At 53.5% G+C, this 15,441-nt stretch carries 14 protein-coding genes; 1 reads left to right on the top strand and 13 read right to left on the bottom strand.

Annotated elements, in window-relative coordinates:
• Positions 1 to 168 precede the first annotated feature (168 nt).
• From EC840_RS24365 to trxC, 5 genes are all read right to left on the bottom strand, one after another.
• Entirely contained in the window at positions 169 to 513 is a 345-nt protein-coding gene (locus EC840_RS24365) for a YfiM family lipoprotein (RefSeq protein ID WP_132967343.1), read from the bottom strand.
• Between the two features lie 64 nt (positions 514 to 577).
• Positions 578 to 1,930 (bottom strand): CDP-diacylglycerol--serine O-phosphatidyltransferase, encoded by a 1,353-nt coding sequence (gene pssA / locus EC840_RS24360; RefSeq protein ID WP_240783347.1) that lies wholly within the window; start codon positions 1,928 to 1,930, stop codon positions 578 to 580.
• 147 nt (positions 1,931 to 2,077) lie between these two features.
• Complete coding sequence (locus tag EC840_RS24355; RefSeq protein ID WP_132967339.1) at positions 2,078 to 4,738, bottom strand: bifunctional acetate--CoA ligase family protein/GNAT family N-acetyltransferase; 2,661 nt, start codon at positions 4,736 to 4,738, stop codon at positions 2,078 to 2,080.
• Positions 4,739 to 4,769: 31 nt separating this feature from the next.
• Positions 4,770 to 5,474, bottom strand: coding sequence for a tRNA-uridine aminocarboxypropyltransferase (locus EC840_RS24350; RefSeq protein ID WP_129638944.1), 705 nt, complete (start codon positions 5,472 to 5,474; stop codon positions 4,770 to 4,772).
• Between the two features lie 128 nt (positions 5,475 to 5,602).
• Entirely contained in the window at positions 5,603 to 6,022 is a 420-nt protein-coding gene (gene trxC / locus EC840_RS24345) for a thioredoxin TrxC (protein WP_015695963.1), read from the bottom strand.
• A gap of 242 nt (positions 6,023 to 6,264) precedes the next feature.
• On the opposite strand from trxC, the gene EC840_RS24340 reads away from it, so the two are divergent.
• Positions 6,265 to 7,368: a tRNA/rRNA methyltransferase gene (locus EC840_RS24340; protein WP_095923430.1), complete on the top strand. Its 1,104-nt coding sequence runs from the start codon at positions 6,265 to 6,267 to the stop codon at positions 7,366 to 7,368.
• Positions 7,369 to 7,443: 75 nt separating this feature from the next.
• Here the strand turns inward: EC840_RS24340 and emrB are convergent, their stop codons facing one another.
• The 8 genes from emrB to EC840_RS24300 all read right to left on the bottom strand — a co-directional run bounded on the left by emrB (position 7,444) and on the right by EC840_RS24300 (position 15,421).
• Positions 7,444 to 8,979 carry a multidrug efflux MFS transporter permease subunit EmrB gene (gene emrB, locus EC840_RS24335; protein ID WP_113877526.1) on the bottom strand — a complete coding sequence of 512 codons (1,536 nt, stop codon included), beginning with the start codon at positions 8,977 to 8,979 and terminating at the stop codon, positions 7,444 to 7,446.
• Positions 8,980 to 8,996: 17 nt separating this feature from the next.
• Complete coding sequence (gene emrA, locus EC840_RS24330) at positions 8,997 to 10,172, bottom strand: multidrug efflux MFS transporter periplasmic adaptor subunit EmrA (protein ID WP_113877527.1); 1,176 nt, start codon at positions 10,170 to 10,172, stop codon at positions 8,997 to 8,999.
• Positions 10,173 to 10,197: 25 nt separating this feature from the next.
• The gene (locus EC840_RS24325) at positions 10,198 to 11,652 is read right to left on the bottom strand and encodes an efflux transporter outer membrane subunit (protein ID WP_129638945.1); all 1,455 of its coding nucleotides are present in this window, start codon (positions 11,650 to 11,652) and stop codon (positions 10,198 to 10,200) included.
• Positions 11,653 to 11,675: 23 nt separating this feature from the next.
• Positions 11,676 to 12,197 (bottom strand): transcriptional repressor MprA, encoded by a 522-nt coding sequence (gene mprA / locus EC840_RS24320; protein WP_095923421.1) that lies wholly within the window; start codon positions 12,195 to 12,197, stop codon positions 11,676 to 11,678.
• Between the two features lie 174 nt (positions 12,198 to 12,371).
• Positions 12,372 to 12,713 (bottom strand): L-valine transporter subunit YgaH, encoded by a 342-nt coding sequence (ygaH, locus tag EC840_RS24315; RefSeq protein WP_112290461.1) that lies wholly within the window; start codon positions 12,711 to 12,713, stop codon positions 12,372 to 12,374.
• Positions 12,703 to 13,464: an AzlC family ABC transporter permease gene (locus EC840_RS24310; RefSeq protein ID WP_129638946.1), complete on the bottom strand. Its 762-nt coding sequence runs from the start codon at positions 13,462 to 13,464 to the stop codon at positions 12,703 to 12,705. The genes ygaH and EC840_RS24310 overlap by 11 nt, the downstream gene beginning before the upstream one ends.
• 174 nt (positions 13,465 to 13,638) lie before the next feature.
• Entirely contained in the window at positions 13,639 to 14,823 is a 1,185-nt protein-coding gene (locus EC840_RS24305; protein ID WP_132967337.1) for an MFS transporter, read from the bottom strand.
• A gap of 166 nt (positions 14,824 to 14,989) precedes the next feature.
• Positions 14,990 to 15,421 (bottom strand): type II toxin-antitoxin system HicB family antitoxin, encoded by a 432-nt coding sequence (locus tag EC840_RS24300; RefSeq protein ID WP_113877531.1) that lies wholly within the window; start codon positions 15,419 to 15,421, stop codon positions 14,990 to 14,992.
• Positions 15,422 to 15,441: the final 20 nt, after the last annotated feature.

Here is a 15,441-nt window from a genome sequence, read left to right as displayed (position 1 = left end):
GTGTGGGGTCTCCCCATGCGAGAGTAGGGAACTGCCAGGCATCAAATAAGTGGAAAGCCCTGTACTGACGTACAGGGCTTTTTGCTATGTGGAATCTGATGATGTTTGGACGTTACTTGCCTTGATTTTGGCATTTATTACTCCGCTTGCGCTCTGCCAGAACCCCTGTTAGTAATGAGTCAGATGATAAGCGCTGTATCCGACAGCTGCGCCTGCGATATCCCAGCTAAAATCTTTCCAGCTCCAGCCACTCCCACCTTCCCGGCTGTCATAAAGCTCTTTCGCCGCACCCAGTCCGACAGAAAACATCAGTCCGAATGAGCGGCTGCGTGCTTCATTCCATCCCTGATGATCACCATAGGCAGTTCCAGCTGCTGCTAATACTGCTGATCCCACAAAGTGCTCGGCTTTATCTTTGCCTGTCCACGCGTCATTCGCATAATGCGTGCAACCACTGCATCCCAATATCAGCGCGATATGAGGAAGTCTGAGCGCTACAGATAATCTTTGCATCATAGGGTGGAATCCCAGATAAAAAAAAGCCCGATCACGATGATCAGGCTTTCAGTATAGCCAATTACAGAATTCGGCTGATGAGTCTGTCGATTCTTATCCGCCGTAAGCGTCGGATAAGCTTACGAACTTTGACCGGATAATTTGGAATGCTCTCCAGTTCCATATAGTGCGAAACCACATGCGTATGCTGGCGAATTTCTTCCAGCTCTTTATGACGCGCAGCGGCCATTTCTTTATGCGGATCGTGGATCAAAATGGCATTCTCAAGATCCAGACGCCAGGCGCGGGGATTGAGGTTATTACCGGTAATCAGTTGCCAGCGGTCATCTACCCACATGCCCTTCAGGTGATAGCTATTATCACCGTCTTTCCACAGACGGACAATTAACTGTCCGCTGTCAACAAAACGCTGTAAACGGCTCAGGAAGCGGCGCAGGTTAATTTCATACAAGTACGGTAAGGCACCTATGATTTTGAATGGCTGATCTTGCGGAATATAGAAATCGTTCGCGGTTTTATCACCCACGATAATTTCCACCTGCTTTCCACGGCGCAGCAGATGAATAATGTTGCGCGCCAGCAGGGCAGGCATATTGAAGTAAGGCGTACACAATGTCAGCTTATGATCCGTGCTGGCCATAAGATGATGGATAGTCCGGTTCAGCTCATTTTGTTTGCCAAGACCCACAATCGGCGTGACGGCCAGTTCATCATTACCGGCGCTATCTTTAAAATGATAGCCACTGGTACGCAAGGTCTGGCGGAACTGACGTGTTTCGTTCTTGATCTCGATACTTTTTGGACGATCTTCGCGATCCAGTCGCTGTACGGCAGACGCGGTCAGGATCGACTTCTTCATAAAGTCGATCATTGTGTTGGCCAGCGCCGTATTCGTCAGTAACTGATAACGGTCATAACGATACTTTTCATGGCGATGCAGATAGACATCGTTAAGGCTCGCGCCGCTGTAAATGACCTGATCGTCGATCACAAAACCCTTGAGATGCAAAACGCCCAGCGCTTCGCGGGTATTTACGGGCACACCATATACCGGCACGGAAAGTCCGGGATGCTCTTTCGCCATACGACAATACCAGTCAGCATTGGTATTTGCCGCTGCAGCGCCGATGCGACCACGCTGAGCACGGTGCCAGTCAACCAGCACGCAAATCTCCAGCTCGGGGCGACGCTGCTTGGCGTCATACAGCGCCGACAGCACATCGCGACCGCCATCATCGTTCTCAAGATAGAGCGCAACCAGATAAATCCGTTGGGTGGCGTTAGCAATGGCTTCGAGCAGCGTCGTACGGAAATCTGTCGGACAGTAGAGCGTTTTTACAGCATCAACCGTTTGGGGGAGTTTGGGTAGCTGAGCAAGGTGTTGTTGATGTTTATTACGTTTGAATTTTGACAACATCACAGTGCGCTTCTTCTCTCTTCATGTAATGGCTTTAGCGGCACAAACAGATATAGGTAACCGCACAATCGGTCGATAATACCATTAGTCCTGTCTGATGTGCGCATCTTTTGCCTGTTCATCGCGCAGGCTCACGGTTTCCTGCTACAAAATTCGGGTCTTTTCCAGCGTCAGGGAGAGGTTCACGATACCGTCCTGAATCTGAATATCGACGTCAAATCCCAGCTTTCTGGCCAACGTAATCATGCCGCGATTGTTGGGCATAGTAATACCGGTCAGACGTTGCAGCCCATGCTCTGCGGCGTAATTAATCATCTTATCCAGCAGGCGTCTTCCGAGCCCTAAACCTTTCAGGTCTGAGCGAACCAGAACCGAGAATTCGGCATCAGTATTATCGGGATCTGATACCGCTCGGGTGACACCAATAATTTCACTTTTTTCATTAAGAGTATGAATAGCCACGAATGCCATTTCGCGGTCGTAGTCGATTTGCGTCATATTCGCTAAATCTTCATGTGTGAATTCGTTGATCTCACTGAAATAGCGATAGTAGAGATCTTCCTTCGTCACTTTCAGGATAAACGCTTTAAGCAGTGGTTCATCTTCCGGCAGTATCGGGCGGAACAACGCTTGCGACCCGTCTTTCAGTATAACGTGCTCTTCGAGTTCACGTGGATAAGGACGAATTGCCAGTCGTGACGGTGCGCCGGGCCTCTGTGCCGAAAGCTGCATTGAAACATCGAGCAGGCTGAGTTCATTGCCGGAAACCAGCAAAGGATGAATATCCAGACGTTCGATTTCCGGGCAATCAATAATCAGGTTCGACACGTTTACCAGCAGCTGACTGAGCGCCGGGATATCGAGAGGATGCAACGCATTGCGCCCTCTGATTTTGCCGCTCTTGAGCGCCTGAACGACCTGATAGCGTGCCAGCGTCATGTTCAGCGGCGGCAGGGAAATCGCCGCCTGTCTTTCCGGAAGCCAGTCAGTGCCGCCCTCGGCCAGCATAATCAGCGGGCCGAAGACCGGATCCTGTTCGACCACCACGCGAAGCTCCTGTGATCCGGGCCGGTTAGCCATGGTTTGCACCAGCAGCCCCTGAATCCTCGCCTGCGGAAATGCTTGTCTGGCGCGGTCAAATATCGCATTCGCCGCCTGTTCCACTTCGCTCGCGGTGCGCAGATATAGCATCACGCCCTGCACTTCTGAATTATGCGGGATGTCTGGAGAACGCAGCTTCAGCGCCACCGGATAGCCAACCTGACTGGCGATATTCACCGCTTCTGCACTGTCACTGGCTATCCATGTCGGCAACACATTCATTCCGTACGCCTGCAAAATTGCGCGCACTTCATGGGTATCGAGCTGCGTGGTGCCTTCCGCTAATGTCCGGGCGATCAGCTGATGTGCCTGATCGGTGTTCTGTTCAAGATCTGCCGGAAGAGCCGGCGTTTCTTTCAGCTGTTTCTGGTTACGACGATATTCCACCATGTGCATAAATGCCGTCACCGTGCCTTCCGGCGTCCGGTAAGTCGGGATGCCAGCTTCAGTGAACAGTTTGCGGGCTTCCTGCGATGAAAACTCACCGCACCAGTTAGTCAGCAGCGTGATGTATTTACCTCGGGGATGCTGATGAACGGCTTCAATCAGGTGGCTGGCCGTCACGGTGCCATGTGCCGCCGCGCTGGGTGCGTGGATAGCCAATACTGCGTCGTAATCTGTGCTGTCGAGCAGGGCGGTCATGACCGCCTGATACAGTTTGGGTGTGGCATCGTCGCGCAAATCTAACGGATTGGCGGCGGTAATCGATGGTGGCAAAACGGCGCTCAGAGCGTGACGGGTTTCATCACTGAGTTTCGCCAGTTTGCCGTTACGCGAGAGTAACTGATCCAGTGCCATCGCAGCCGGGGCGGCGCCGTTGCTGATAATTAGTAAGCGCTCACCTCGCAACGGGCGCATATGGCTCAGCGTTTCGACCGCAGAAAACAGTTCGTGCGTATCCTGCACACGCAGTAAACCGGCGCGCTGCATAGCAGCATCATAGGCGGCATCCAGACTTAGAGGGCTGTTGAGCAGCTGCTGTGCCTGTCCGCTTCGACCGCTTTTGATCACCAGAATCGGTTTATTTCGTGAGGCACTGCGTGAGGCGGAAAGAAAACGTCGTGCATCGCTGATGTGTTCGAGATATAGCAGGATGGCGCTGGTTTTACTGTCGCGGGTAAGGAAGTCGAGCAGGTCATCGACATCAATATCCAGGCTGTCACCGAGAGAAACGAAATAAGAAAATCCCACGGCACGCTGTTGCGCCCAGTCGAGAATAGTATTGGCGACGGCCGCGGATTGCGAAATAAACGCCAGTTTGCCGGGAAGGATCGGTACCGGTGAAAAGCTGGCGTTCAGCTTCTGCCACGGGGCGAGAATACCCAGACTGTTCGGGCCAAGCAGGCGCATCGAAAAGCGCTGAGCGCAGGATTTCAGATCAGCGAATTGTTGTGGCTGTGAGGAAAGCACAATGACTGTTTTGCAGCCGCGTTCGCCAAGCTGTTCGAGCAGGGCGAGATTGCGGTCAGCGTGCGTGCAGAGAATAGCCAGATCCGGTGACATCGGCAGGCTGGCGACATCCCGCCAGGTTAGTACGCCACATACGGCACGATAAGCAGGTGTGACCGGCAGCACCGGGCCATTGAATCCGCTGTCGAGCAGGTTGCGCATCATCAGATATCCGGCGCGGCCCGGCTTATTGCTGGCACCAATAACCGCGATAGATTCAGGTCGTAAAAGTGCTTCCAGTCCGCGCTGACTCATAACTTCTCCGGTTCATCATGTTCCCATGATTCTAGAGGCTTTCTTCGTTCTTTGCTGTGAGCTGATGCACCGGATGATGGGGTTTTCCGGCCAGATACTGGGTACGGAAATGGGTGAAGTGTCGTGACAGACCCGCAGATGCGTCAACATCACCGGCTTTTTCCAGCAGGGCAGCGGCCACTTCCACGGTGCAATGCAGTTCCGGGCGCGAGGCTTCACGCAGGATATAGCCGGAGCTGGCGCTTACATCGAGTGAGAATACCGGTAGATTATCCAGATATGGGCTTTTGCGGAACATCTTGCGGGCTTCGTTCCAGGTGCCGTCGAGCATAATGAATAAAGGCGGTTTACTTCCTGCCGGGACTTCTGTAAATACCTGACGCGGAGGTTCGGCGAAAGAGGCCGGAAACACCACGTAAGCCTGACGTTCGGGATCGGCAATGGCTTCCAGCAGCGCCGGATCCGTTTCAGTACGTGACCACAGAAATGCCTGCGTATCCGGTAATACATCCGCGATTAACCGGCCGGTATTGCTCGGTTTCATTGGCTCTGTGTCAAACATCACCAGACAAAAACGGCTGGCAGCCTGATGGATTTCGCGCGTGGCGCAGATGCAGTTACGTGTGGGTAACAGGCAGGTCTGGCAGCGAATGGCCCGGGATCCGCGCGCAAGGAAAGGGCGGGTGGAACGGGCTAAGCGCTGCTCACGCAGGCGAAGAACGGCATTGTCTGACATAAGCATCCCGGTTAACGAAAAACGGCTATTCTAAACACCCGGTCAGGACAGGCAAGTGGCAACTGCGAATAACAGAAAAAGGCCCGTATTGTACGGGCCTTCGGCAGGGCTTTATAACGGCATATGCGTTACAATGATTCATTAAGCCAGTTGTTGAACGGGGCTTTAGGCATCGCTCCGCTTAACATATCGACCATTTTGCCTTCATTAAACACCATAATGGTCGGAATACTGCGGATACGGAACCGCGCGCTCAGTTCAGGTTCTGCTTCGGTATTAACCTTAATGAAACGGATCTTACCGGCGCGTTCCTGAGCCACATCTTCGAAAATTGGCGCGAAGTTAACGCAAGGGCCACACCACGGCGCCCAGAAGTCGATGACAACGGGCAAATCATCTTGCAGATATTTGTCCAGGGTAGCGGCGGTGGCGTGAACCACATCACCTTCAAAAAGTGCGTGACCGCAGCGGCCGCATTTTGCGCCGTCGTCGATACGATCCTCAGGCAGGCGGTTTGTGGCCTGACATGATGAACAAACCGTATTCATAAATAGCCTCTACATTGCTTAACGTGAGAAGGGCATCAACCACAAACCCGTTTTACCCTTAAAAACGGTGAATAAAACGGCTGATATGTTACTTGTATGTTGTAAGTATGAGGGCGACACCTCACCTAAACAACGTGGTTTATTCAATGAATACGATAGTTTTAAGCTTTTGGTCCAAAGCCTGTGGCTTAGCTCACAGACATCAGGTAATCTTCGCGCCCTGCGCGTAGGTGGAGAGAAAAATGAACGATTCATTCAGTGGCAAGAACGGCAAAGTCAAAGTGATGTACGTCCGTAGTGACGACGACGGCGATAACCGCAATAACGATAAACGTCCTTCCAACAATAAAGGACGTCCGGGCGATAAACCTCGCCAGGGTTCCCGTCCCGACGATGCCCGCCGCAATGAGCGTCGTAGCAGCGACTCCCGTGGTGATTCCCGCGGTCCGGCTCCGCGCCGTGGCGATGATCGCCCGCGCCGTCCGGCTCGTGATGACGACGGCCCGTACTCTTCGCCGTGGAAAACTGTTTCACGTCCGCCGGCAGATGAATCTGTTCCGGATCACGGTGGTATCAGCGGCAAAAGCTTTATCGATCCTGAGCAGCTGCGTCGTCAGCGTCAGGAAGAAACCCGCGTGTATGGCGAAAACGCTTGTAAGGCACTGTTCGCCAGCCGCCCGGACGCTATCGTCCGTGCGTGGTTTGTGCAATCCGTTACCCCGCGTTTCCGTGAAGCACTGCGCTGGATGGCGGCAAACCGCAAAGCCTACCATGTGGTTGAAGATGACGAACTGGCGAAAGCATCCGGTACCGAACACCACGGCGGCGTGTGTTTCCTGATCAAAAAACGTCAGGGTCTGGATGCAGAAACGTATCTGCAAACGGCTCCGGCGAAAGACTGCGTACTGGCGCTGGAAAACGTCGGCAACCCGCACAACCTCGGCGGTATCATGCGTTCTTGTGCGCATTTCGGTATCAACGGGATGATGGTTCAGGATCCGGCTCAGCTGGAATCTGGCGCAGCAGTCCGTACCGCTGAAGGCGGTGCGGAACACGTTAAAGCCATCAGCGCGGATAATTTCCTTGAAGTGCTGGAAACCTTCCGTAACGCGGGATACACCATCGTGACCACGTCGAGCCATAAAGGTACGGCGCTGGGCAAAGCGCAGTTACCGGCTAAAATGGTGCTGGTGCTGGGTGAAGAAAGTGATGGTTTGTCTGACAGCGCCTGGCAGCAGGGTGACCTGAGCGTGTCAATCGGCGGTACCGGTAAAGTGGAAAGCCTCAACGTTTCCGTGGCATCCGGTATTTTGCTGGCAGAATGGTGGCGTCAGAACCAGGCGTAATCGCCCGGTTTTAGCCATAAAAAACGGACGCGTAATGCGTCCGTTTTGCTTTCTGACATTCAGGGAATACCTGGATTAGTGCGCGCCACCGGCTCCGCCACCGCTGGTGAACGGCGGACGGGCGAACCAGATTAAGATCAGCAGCACCAGGAATGCGCCACCGGATAACCAGAAAATCTCATTGGCAGAGATGATCAGTCCCTGATTAGTGATTTCCCGCGCTATCCAGCCAGAAGCCTGCTGATGGCTCATGCCCATCCCTTCCAGCTGCTGATAGGTTTGCGTTGCCGCCGGATTAAACGGCGTGATGTTTTCCGTCAATTGCGCGTGGTGCAGCGATTCACGGTTCGACCACATAGTGGTAGTGATCGACGTACCAATCGAGCCTGCCAGCGTACGGATAAAGTTCGACAAACTTGATGCCGCCGCCATGCGTTCAGGCGGTAAACCGGACAGAATAATGGTCGTCAGCGGCATAAAGAAGCAGCCGACCGCGAAGCCCTGAATAAACTGCGGCCACGCAGATGCGCCAAAATCCATCCCCGGTTCGAACGTATACGCACGCCAGAAGAAGCAGTAGGCATACATGATAAAGCTGAAGGTCACCAGCTTTCGCATGTCCAGACGGTGCGCAAAACGCCCGATAATCGGCGACATCAGAACCGGCAAAATCCCCACCGGCGCGGACGCCAGACCGGCCCAGGTGGCGGTATACCCATAGACCTCTTGCAATAGCTGCGGCAGCAACACAATTGCGCCGAAGTAGAGCATGTAGGCCAGGCTGATACACAGCACGCCAATGGTGAAGTTTCGCGATTTAAACAGTGACAGGTCGACTATCGGATGGTCGTCGGTCAGTTCCCAGACCACAAGGAAACAGAGCGCGACCACCGCCACGACCGCCAGTACGATAATTTCCGTTGAGTTAAACCAGTCGAGTTCTTTACCCCGGTCGAGCATCACCTGTAATGCGCCAATGCCCAGTACCAGCAGCACTAACCCCACACTGTCGATGGGCCTGATCTGCGTCGCGGTTTCGCGCCCCTTCAGCGTTCTCAGCGTCAGGAACACCACCGCAATGCCGATCGGCACGTTGATAAAGAAGATCCAACCCCAGTGGTAGTTATCACTGATATACCCGCCCAGGATCGGCCCGCAGATCGGGGCGACGATCACTGTCATCGACCAGAGCGCGAGCGCGGTACTTCGCTTGGCCGGCGGATAGTTATTTAGTAACAGACTTTGCGAAAGCGGGATCAGCGGACCTGCCACCACACCCTGCACCACACGGAAGAAGATCAGCATTTCCAGACTGGTGGACATACCGCACAGCCACGATGCAATCGCAAACAGCACCGTGGACCACAGGAAGAGTTTGACCTCGCCAATACGTTTTGCCAGCCAGCCGGTGATCGGGATCGAGATGGCGTTCGCCACCCCGAACGATGTGATAACCCAGGTGCCCTGTGAGTTCGAGGCACCCAGATTCCCGGCGATGGTCGGGATCGCCACGTTGGCGATCGTCGAGTCCAGCACCTGCATAAAGGTAGCCAAAGACAAAGCCACCGTCATCCAGGCCAGCGGGGCGCCTACCAGCGGTTTATTTGCCACGAAGGCCTCCGGAGATTTTAGCCTGCATTGGCATGGATAACGTCAGCAATGATGGCGTTGACCGGCGCCAGATCCAGCGTCAGCGCGCTGGTCTGATACAGCGGTTCGCTGCGGACTTTATTCGCCAGCACCAGACCATCACGGTTTTGAGTATCGACAGTCACCAGCGTGGATAAACCGATACGTAGCGGATGCTCAGCCACTTCCTGATCGTTAAGTTCGATACGAACGGGCAGACGCTGAACCACTTTGATCCAGTTGCCGGTGGCATTCTGCGCCGGTAACAGCGAGAACGCGCCGCCAGTACCCATGTCCATACCAACGACTTTGCCGTGGTATTTCACGTCATCGCCGTACATGTCACTGACCACGGTTGCCACCTGACCAATACGCATATTCGCCAGCTGGGTTTCTTTAAAGTTGGCATCGACCCAGATGTGATGCGCCGGAACCACCGCCATCAGGGAGGTTGTCGGGCTGATCTGCTGACCAATCTGTACTGCACGACGTGAGACAAAACCGTCAATCGGGCTGCGCACTTTGGTACGTTGCAGGGCAAGCCATGCGTCACGCACCTGAGCGGCAGCCTGCAGAACCTGCGGCTGCTTATCGACCGGCGTATCCAGAATCATCGCCTGATTAGCGTTGTATTGCTGAACGGCGACATCGTACTGCGCTTTCGCAGTATCGACAGCATCACGGGCGTGTTGCAGTTCTTCACGACCAATCGCATCGGCATTACCCAGCACGATACGGCGTTTGAGGTCAGTCTGCGCCTGTTGCAGTTGCGTCTGACGCAGCGCGATATTGGCCTGATATTGTTTACCGTTGATGATCAACTGATGCGTCTGACGCACGCTGTTGGCCAGCGCCGTTTTAGAGCGTTCGAAAGCCTGCTCCGCATCGGTCGGATCGATAGTCACCAGCACGTCGCCTTTTTTAACAAAGTCGGTGCTGTCGAAATTGACGTCGGTCACGCTGCCCGACACCTGCGCCATAATCTGAACCTGATTACCGGCCACATATGCATCGTCGGTAGACTGGAAATGACGTAACACCAGCAGCCAGTAGAACAGGTAGGCGATGGCGATAATAATGAAAATCCCGGTTAACAAGAGCATCGCGACTTTGCGCGTTTTTTTCTTATTTTTCGGAGCTTGCGTCGTTGCCTGAGTTTCGGCATTTGCGCTCATGGTCTTCTCCACACTGAGTCTTTTATTATGATTTTTGGTCCGCGGCCGGGGCCTGATAGCCACCCCCAAGCGCACGGATGAGACTGATTTTTGACTGCATCAACTGACTGCTGGCGTTGAGTTGCGCCTGTTGTTGTTGCAGAAGCGCTGACTGGCTGCTTAACAGCTCATCCCGTCCGATGACGCCAGCGTTGTATCTTGCATCCGAAACGCGATACACCTCTTCCAGCGACTTAGCGGCAGAAGATGCCTGCTGCAATTGTTCCGCGCTGCTTTTCGAGACTGTAATGGCATCCGCAGTTTGCTGGATGGCGTTCAGGATGGTCTGGTTATACGACTCAACTGACTGGTCATATAACGCGGACTCTTCGCCCAGTTTGGAGCGCAGTGCACCGGCGTGGAAAATCGGCAGCGAAATGGCTGGCGCGATATTCCAGGCTTTACTGGCTGCTTCAAAAAGATTCGGGCTGGTGCCGCCATAGTTGGTGGTCGTCAGACCGCCGAAGGCACTGATGGAAAGGCTTGGATAAAATTCTTTTTTCGCCGCACTGACCCGCTGGGAATAGGACTCCACCAGATCACGCTGTGCGGCGATGTCCGGGCGTTTACCCAGTAATTCCAGCGTCAGTTCGGCTTTAGGTGCCAGCGCTTCTGCCGGTGGCAATGCCACGGCGTGGAGGCCATTCATCGCATCCGGACCACGTCCTGCCAGCGCAGAAAGCTGATGTCTCAGCTGTTCAGTTTGCGATTTCAGGTTGATGATCTGCTGTTTGGCACTGTCGGCCTGAGCCTGGGTTTGTTGCGGGATTTCAATGCCATAGACGCCGGCCTGATATTGCGCTTTCCGCAAATCTGCCAGACGCTGGTTGTTATCCACTTCGTGTTGCAGAACATCTTGTAAGGCAAGATTGGCCTGTAACTGATAATAGGCTGACGCCACCGAACTGGTCAGCGTCAGAGCGGCTTCAGCCTGTTCAGCACGGGCGGAATCCACCTGTGCTTTCGCGGCATTCACCTGATTGCGGTATTTACCCCACCAGTCAAACTCATAGCTCAGATTCAGCCCGAGGCTGTTGCTGCTGTCGTAGATCGGCGCTTCAGGATAGCTGGTCAGGAACGGCGGGATCGTGTTTTTTGCGACACGTTCACGACGCGTAGAACCATTCAAATCCAGATACGGACCATTGGCGGCATCGGCTTCTCCCATCACGCTTTGTGCTTCGCGCACGCGAGCGGCGGCCTGACGTAATGACGGCGAGTTTTGCAACGTCGTGGTCATCAGGTTATCCAGTTGCGGGTCATTAAGACTGCGCCACCACTGAGGGCCGAGGGTCAGGGAACTGACTTTTGCCTGCTGCAGATGAAGCTGTTGCGTATCCAGCAGCGACGACTGAGGAGCAATATTATTACTGGAGGCACAGCCGGCCAAAATCAAAACGGCAAACAGCGGCGTAAGCCTCCAGCGAGCTTGGAGTGACATGTGTAGTTTACCTGAACAGAAATTTAGAATTGTTGTAGTGCTGTTGCATCCATCTGATCAAGGCGAGTTAACAGTTTGCGGGTCAGGGTTTCTAACTGCTTCTGCTCATCTGCGTCTAAAGTTGACCAGAGAAAATGCAGACTCTTGTGTTGAGGCGGCAGTAACTTCTGGATAAAGGCTTCCCCGTCAGGCGTCAGGTGCAAATGCAGGCACCGGCGGTCGTTATCGCTTTCACGGCGTTCAATCCATCCGCGTTTTTCCAGCTCATCCGCAATACGGGTGGCATTAGTACGGGAAGAACCCAGCGCAGAGCTAAGCTCAGAAGGCTGAATGCTGTGACTTTCCTGCGCATCCAGGGTCAGTAACGCCATAAACAGCGTTTCATTAATCCCTTGTGCTTTCAGCATTTTATTGCGGTTTTCAAGCAATTTACTTTGCATGTGCATACACAGGCGGGTCAGCAGAATTTCCTGATAAGGGAAATCTTTTTGCTTTTTGGCCCGGAAATTTAACATGTTTTCAATTGGCGCGAACGAACTGTCCATATGAGAAGCCTCATTAGTTACAGATGACATAGTAACGATGGTAATTAATAATATCAATGTCATGAATCACCAATTCTTTAGCAATTAGTGTGATTCATAACTCCGGTGAATTATTCGATGTTTAAAGTATTCGGCAGAGTTTTCCCTGCGGTTACTCTGCAGTAAAAAAGGTCTTCAGCCTGCGGCCATCAGCATCACCTTAAACACCAGCCCGTATGCCAGGGCACCGGTCAGTGTGGCAATAATGATACTTTTGGTTCGCCAGAAAATCAGCGCGAGAAGCACAAAACCGGCCAGCGAAGGCAGCAGCTTTTGATGATCACGCAAAATTTCAGGCGTGCTTGAAACCACCAGTAACGCGCAGATAGACGCGATACCGATGCTGTCGAGCACGCGGGACAGAGGGCCACTTTTTGGCCCGGGTTTCTGCCTTGCGCCCATGCGCAAAGGCAAATACCGGAACAGGTAATTCACGGTGCCGACGAGCAGACAAACCAGAATGACATTAGTGCTCATCTGAGGTTATCTCCGTGGCAGAAGAGGATTGAGGGCGTTGCAGCAGGGCGGCAACGCACCCGGCGGCCAGACCGCAGCCGATAGCGGCGGGAATTGACCAGAACAGCAGTCCGCCCAGCGCGCCAGCCAGCGACGCGACAAACACCATACTTTGCTGGCGCTTAAACGCCGCGAGCAAAAAACTCAGAAACAGCGCCGGTAACATAAAGCCGAGTGCGGCTTCGATAGCCGGGAAATTTTCCAGTGGCCCGTTGCCAAATAACGCCCCCACAGCAGTACCCAATACCCATGAAAGCCAGGAAGACAGCGCAATGCCGCACATCCAGTTTTCGCTCCAGCTGCGTTTATCGCGGATAAGCCTTGCGGTGGCAGCGGCAAACACTTCGTCCGTCAGGCCAAATGCCCACAGCGCGGTTTTTTTGCCATTGAGTTTGCCCACCAGACGGTTACGCAGCGATGGCCCGTACAGCACATGTCGTACATCCATTGCCATCACGGTAAGGGCAGAAACCCACAAGGACATTCCGGCGCTGAGCAGCGCGGTGATCACAAACTGACTGGCGCCAGCGTAGATAAGAATGGAAAAAAGCAGACTTTCAGCTGGGGTGAATCCCAGTTTTACGGCGCTGAGGCCAAATGCAAAAGCGATGGGCAGATAGCCAATGACAATGGGCAGGCTGTCGGTAATACCTTGTGCGAATGTTGAAACACGGACGGGGTCGGGTGCTTCGAGATCTGGGTTGCTTTGCATGGGTGTTTAAAAGATTGTGAAACCGGATGAGTTCCGGCAAATAATTCATGGTGCAAACATTACCAGACTGTAAGTATTGTTAACACCCTTTGGTTCAAATAAATTTCCAATATGATTATTCGCAAGCTAATCAGGAGGGGTGATGGTTCCCTCCTGATGTAATTTCGTACGTTATTACGCCAGCTTGTATTTATATCCCTTTAGCCAGACCAGTAAATTCAGCACACACATAAGGGTTCCTGCTGCTGACACTCCGTACCAGCCTGCGGCCTGATAGGCGGATGCGGACACCAGCGAGCCGATCGCACCCCCAATAAAGTACGTCGTCATGTAACCCGCGGTCAGGCGGTTACGTGCTTCCGGCATGGTTTTGTAGATGACACTTTGGTTGGTGATGTGGACGCCCTGAACCGAAAGGTCCAAAACGATGATGCCGATAATCAGCGAAATCACCGAGTGCTGGCCCCAGGCAATCGCCGCCCAGGACAGCAATAGCAGAATCAGACCCGCCGTGGTGGTCAGATGCGCTTTGCCCTTATCCGCCAGATGTCCAGCACGGGTAGCCGCCAGCGCACCCGCCGCGCCCACCAGCCCGAACAGTCCGATCACGGCTTCGGAATAGTGATACGCCGGGCCCGCCAGCAGAAACGCCATTGACGTCCATAAAATACTGAAGTTAGCGAAACAGAACATGCCGATCAGCGCGCGGGTGCGTAACACCGGCGTGTGGATGAACAACGTGAAGATGGATTTCAGCAACTGCGGATAATTCAGATCCGTTTTCTGCTGGTGTTTCGGCAGCTTGCGCCACAAGACCAGCGCCATCACGATCATCAGTGCGCTCGCTACCCAGTAAACCGTGCGCCAGCCGCCCAGCGATGCCAGAGCACCGGCGACGGTACGCGCCAGCAAAATGCCCAGCAGCAGCCCGGACATAATCAGCCCGACCACCTTACCGCGACGCTCTGGTTCAGCCAGCGTAGCCGCCAGCGGCACCAGAATCTGCGCTACCACCGAGAACAGCCCGGTCAGCGCCGTCCCGACCAGCATGATGGTCAGCGTAGGTGCCATGGCTGTGAGCAGCAATCCTGCCGCGGAAAGCAGCGTCATCAGCACGATTAACCCGCGACGTTCGAACATATCGCCGAGTGGTACGATAAACATCAGCCCGCAGGCATAACCAAGCTGTGCCACGGTGACGATAAATCCAGCCTGATTGACGGAAAGATCAAATGCGCGTGCGATAGTTTCCAGCAGCGGCTGCGGGTAATAGTTACTGGCGACGGCGAGCCCGGTGGCGACTGCCATCAGAATAATCAGCGCCGGGCTGAGTGGTGAATGTGTGGTCGTTTTTTTCATAATGGGGATAACAGATCTTATTGAAGAAGCAGGGGAATGCGAAAAACGATTATCGTTTTGGTTGAAATATTAAACCAATGAATAGTTTTCATGGCAACTATTTGGTTTTGCAATAGCCGTACCGGCAGGCTTGTTTGCAGCAGGGGATTTCCCTGCTGCGAGACTCTTAAGCCAGCAATTCCTTACGCGCGGCCATCGCCAGAAAATGGCTACGGTCGCGATACGACGGATGATTTTTAACTTTATTATCAATACGTTTGATCAAAGTATCAGGCAGCGAAATATTAATCCGGTGTGCCTTCCCTTCGAACTCTGACAGATCAATATCGATCAGAAACCAGGTATCGAAGTCGGAATATTCGGGATTAGCGGCATACACCAAATGCCCGGCATCAAAAATATCATCAACAACAAAGCGTTCGCTTTCGATCAAATCTTCTACCGTCATCAGGATGGCTTCTCGAACCATAGGGGCGATTTCTTCACGGGTATCCGCTGCAGAGAAGCACCCGTAATCGAATTTGGTAAATGCTGGTACCACCATACCGTACGCGGTTTTATCATCTTTTGGCGTTTCAAGCCCGACTGAAAAGAACATATTCAACCTCCAGTTGCAGG

The organism is Rahnella sp. JUb53 (assembly GCF_004346065.1).
GTDB lineage: Bacteria > Pseudomonadota > Gammaproteobacteria > Enterobacterales > Enterobacteriaceae > Rahnella > Rahnella variigena.
This window is presented reverse-complemented; position numbering and strand designations above follow the sequence as displayed.

Excerpts from the sequence above, each read along its gene's own strand:
- emrA (WP_113877527.1), bottom strand. The coding sequence starts at position 10,172 with ATGAGCGCAAATGCCGAAACTCAGGCAACGACGCAAGCTCCGAAAAAT.
- EC840_RS24340 (WP_095923430.1), top strand. The coding sequence starts at position 6,265 with ATGAACGATTCATTCAGTGGCAAGAACGGCAAAGTCAAAGTGATGTAC.
- ygaH (WP_112290461.1), bottom strand. The coding sequence starts at position 12,713 with ATGAGCACTAATGTCATTCTGGTTTGTCTGCTCGTCGGCACCGTGAAT.
- EC840_RS24310 (WP_129638946.1), bottom strand. The coding sequence starts at position 13,464 with ATGCAAAGCAACCCAGATCTCGAAGCACCCGACCCCGTCCGTGTTTCA.
- trxC (WP_015695963.1), bottom strand. The coding sequence starts at position 6,022 with ATGAATACGGTTTGTTCATCATGTCAGGCCACAAACCGCCTGCCTGAG.
- EC840_RS24350 (WP_129638944.1), bottom strand. The coding sequence starts at position 5,474 with ATGTCAGACAATGCCGTTCTTCGCCTGCGTGAGCAGCGCTTAGCCCGT.
- EC840_RS24325 (WP_129638945.1), bottom strand. The coding sequence starts at position 11,652 with ATGTCACTCCAAGCTCGCTGGAGGCTTACGCCGCTGTTTGCCGTTTTG.
- mprA (WP_095923421.1), bottom strand. The coding sequence starts at position 12,197 with ATGGACAGTTCGTTCGCGCCAATTGAAAACATGTTAAATTTCCGGGCC.
- EC840_RS24355 (WP_132967339.1), bottom strand. The coding sequence starts at position 4,738 with ATGAGTCAGCGCGGACTGGAAGCACTTTTACGACCTGAATCTATCGCG.
- EC840_RS24300 (WP_113877531.1), bottom strand. The coding sequence starts at position 15,421 with ATGTTCTTTTCAGTCGGGCTTGAAACGCCAAAAGATGATAAAACCGCG.
- EC840_RS24305 (WP_132967337.1), bottom strand. The coding sequence starts at position 14,823 with ATGAAAAAAACGACCACACATTCACCACTCAGCCCGGCGCTGATTATT.
- EC840_RS24365 (WP_132967343.1), bottom strand. The coding sequence starts at position 513 with ATGCAAAGATTATCTGTAGCGCTCAGACTTCCTCATATCGCGCTGATA.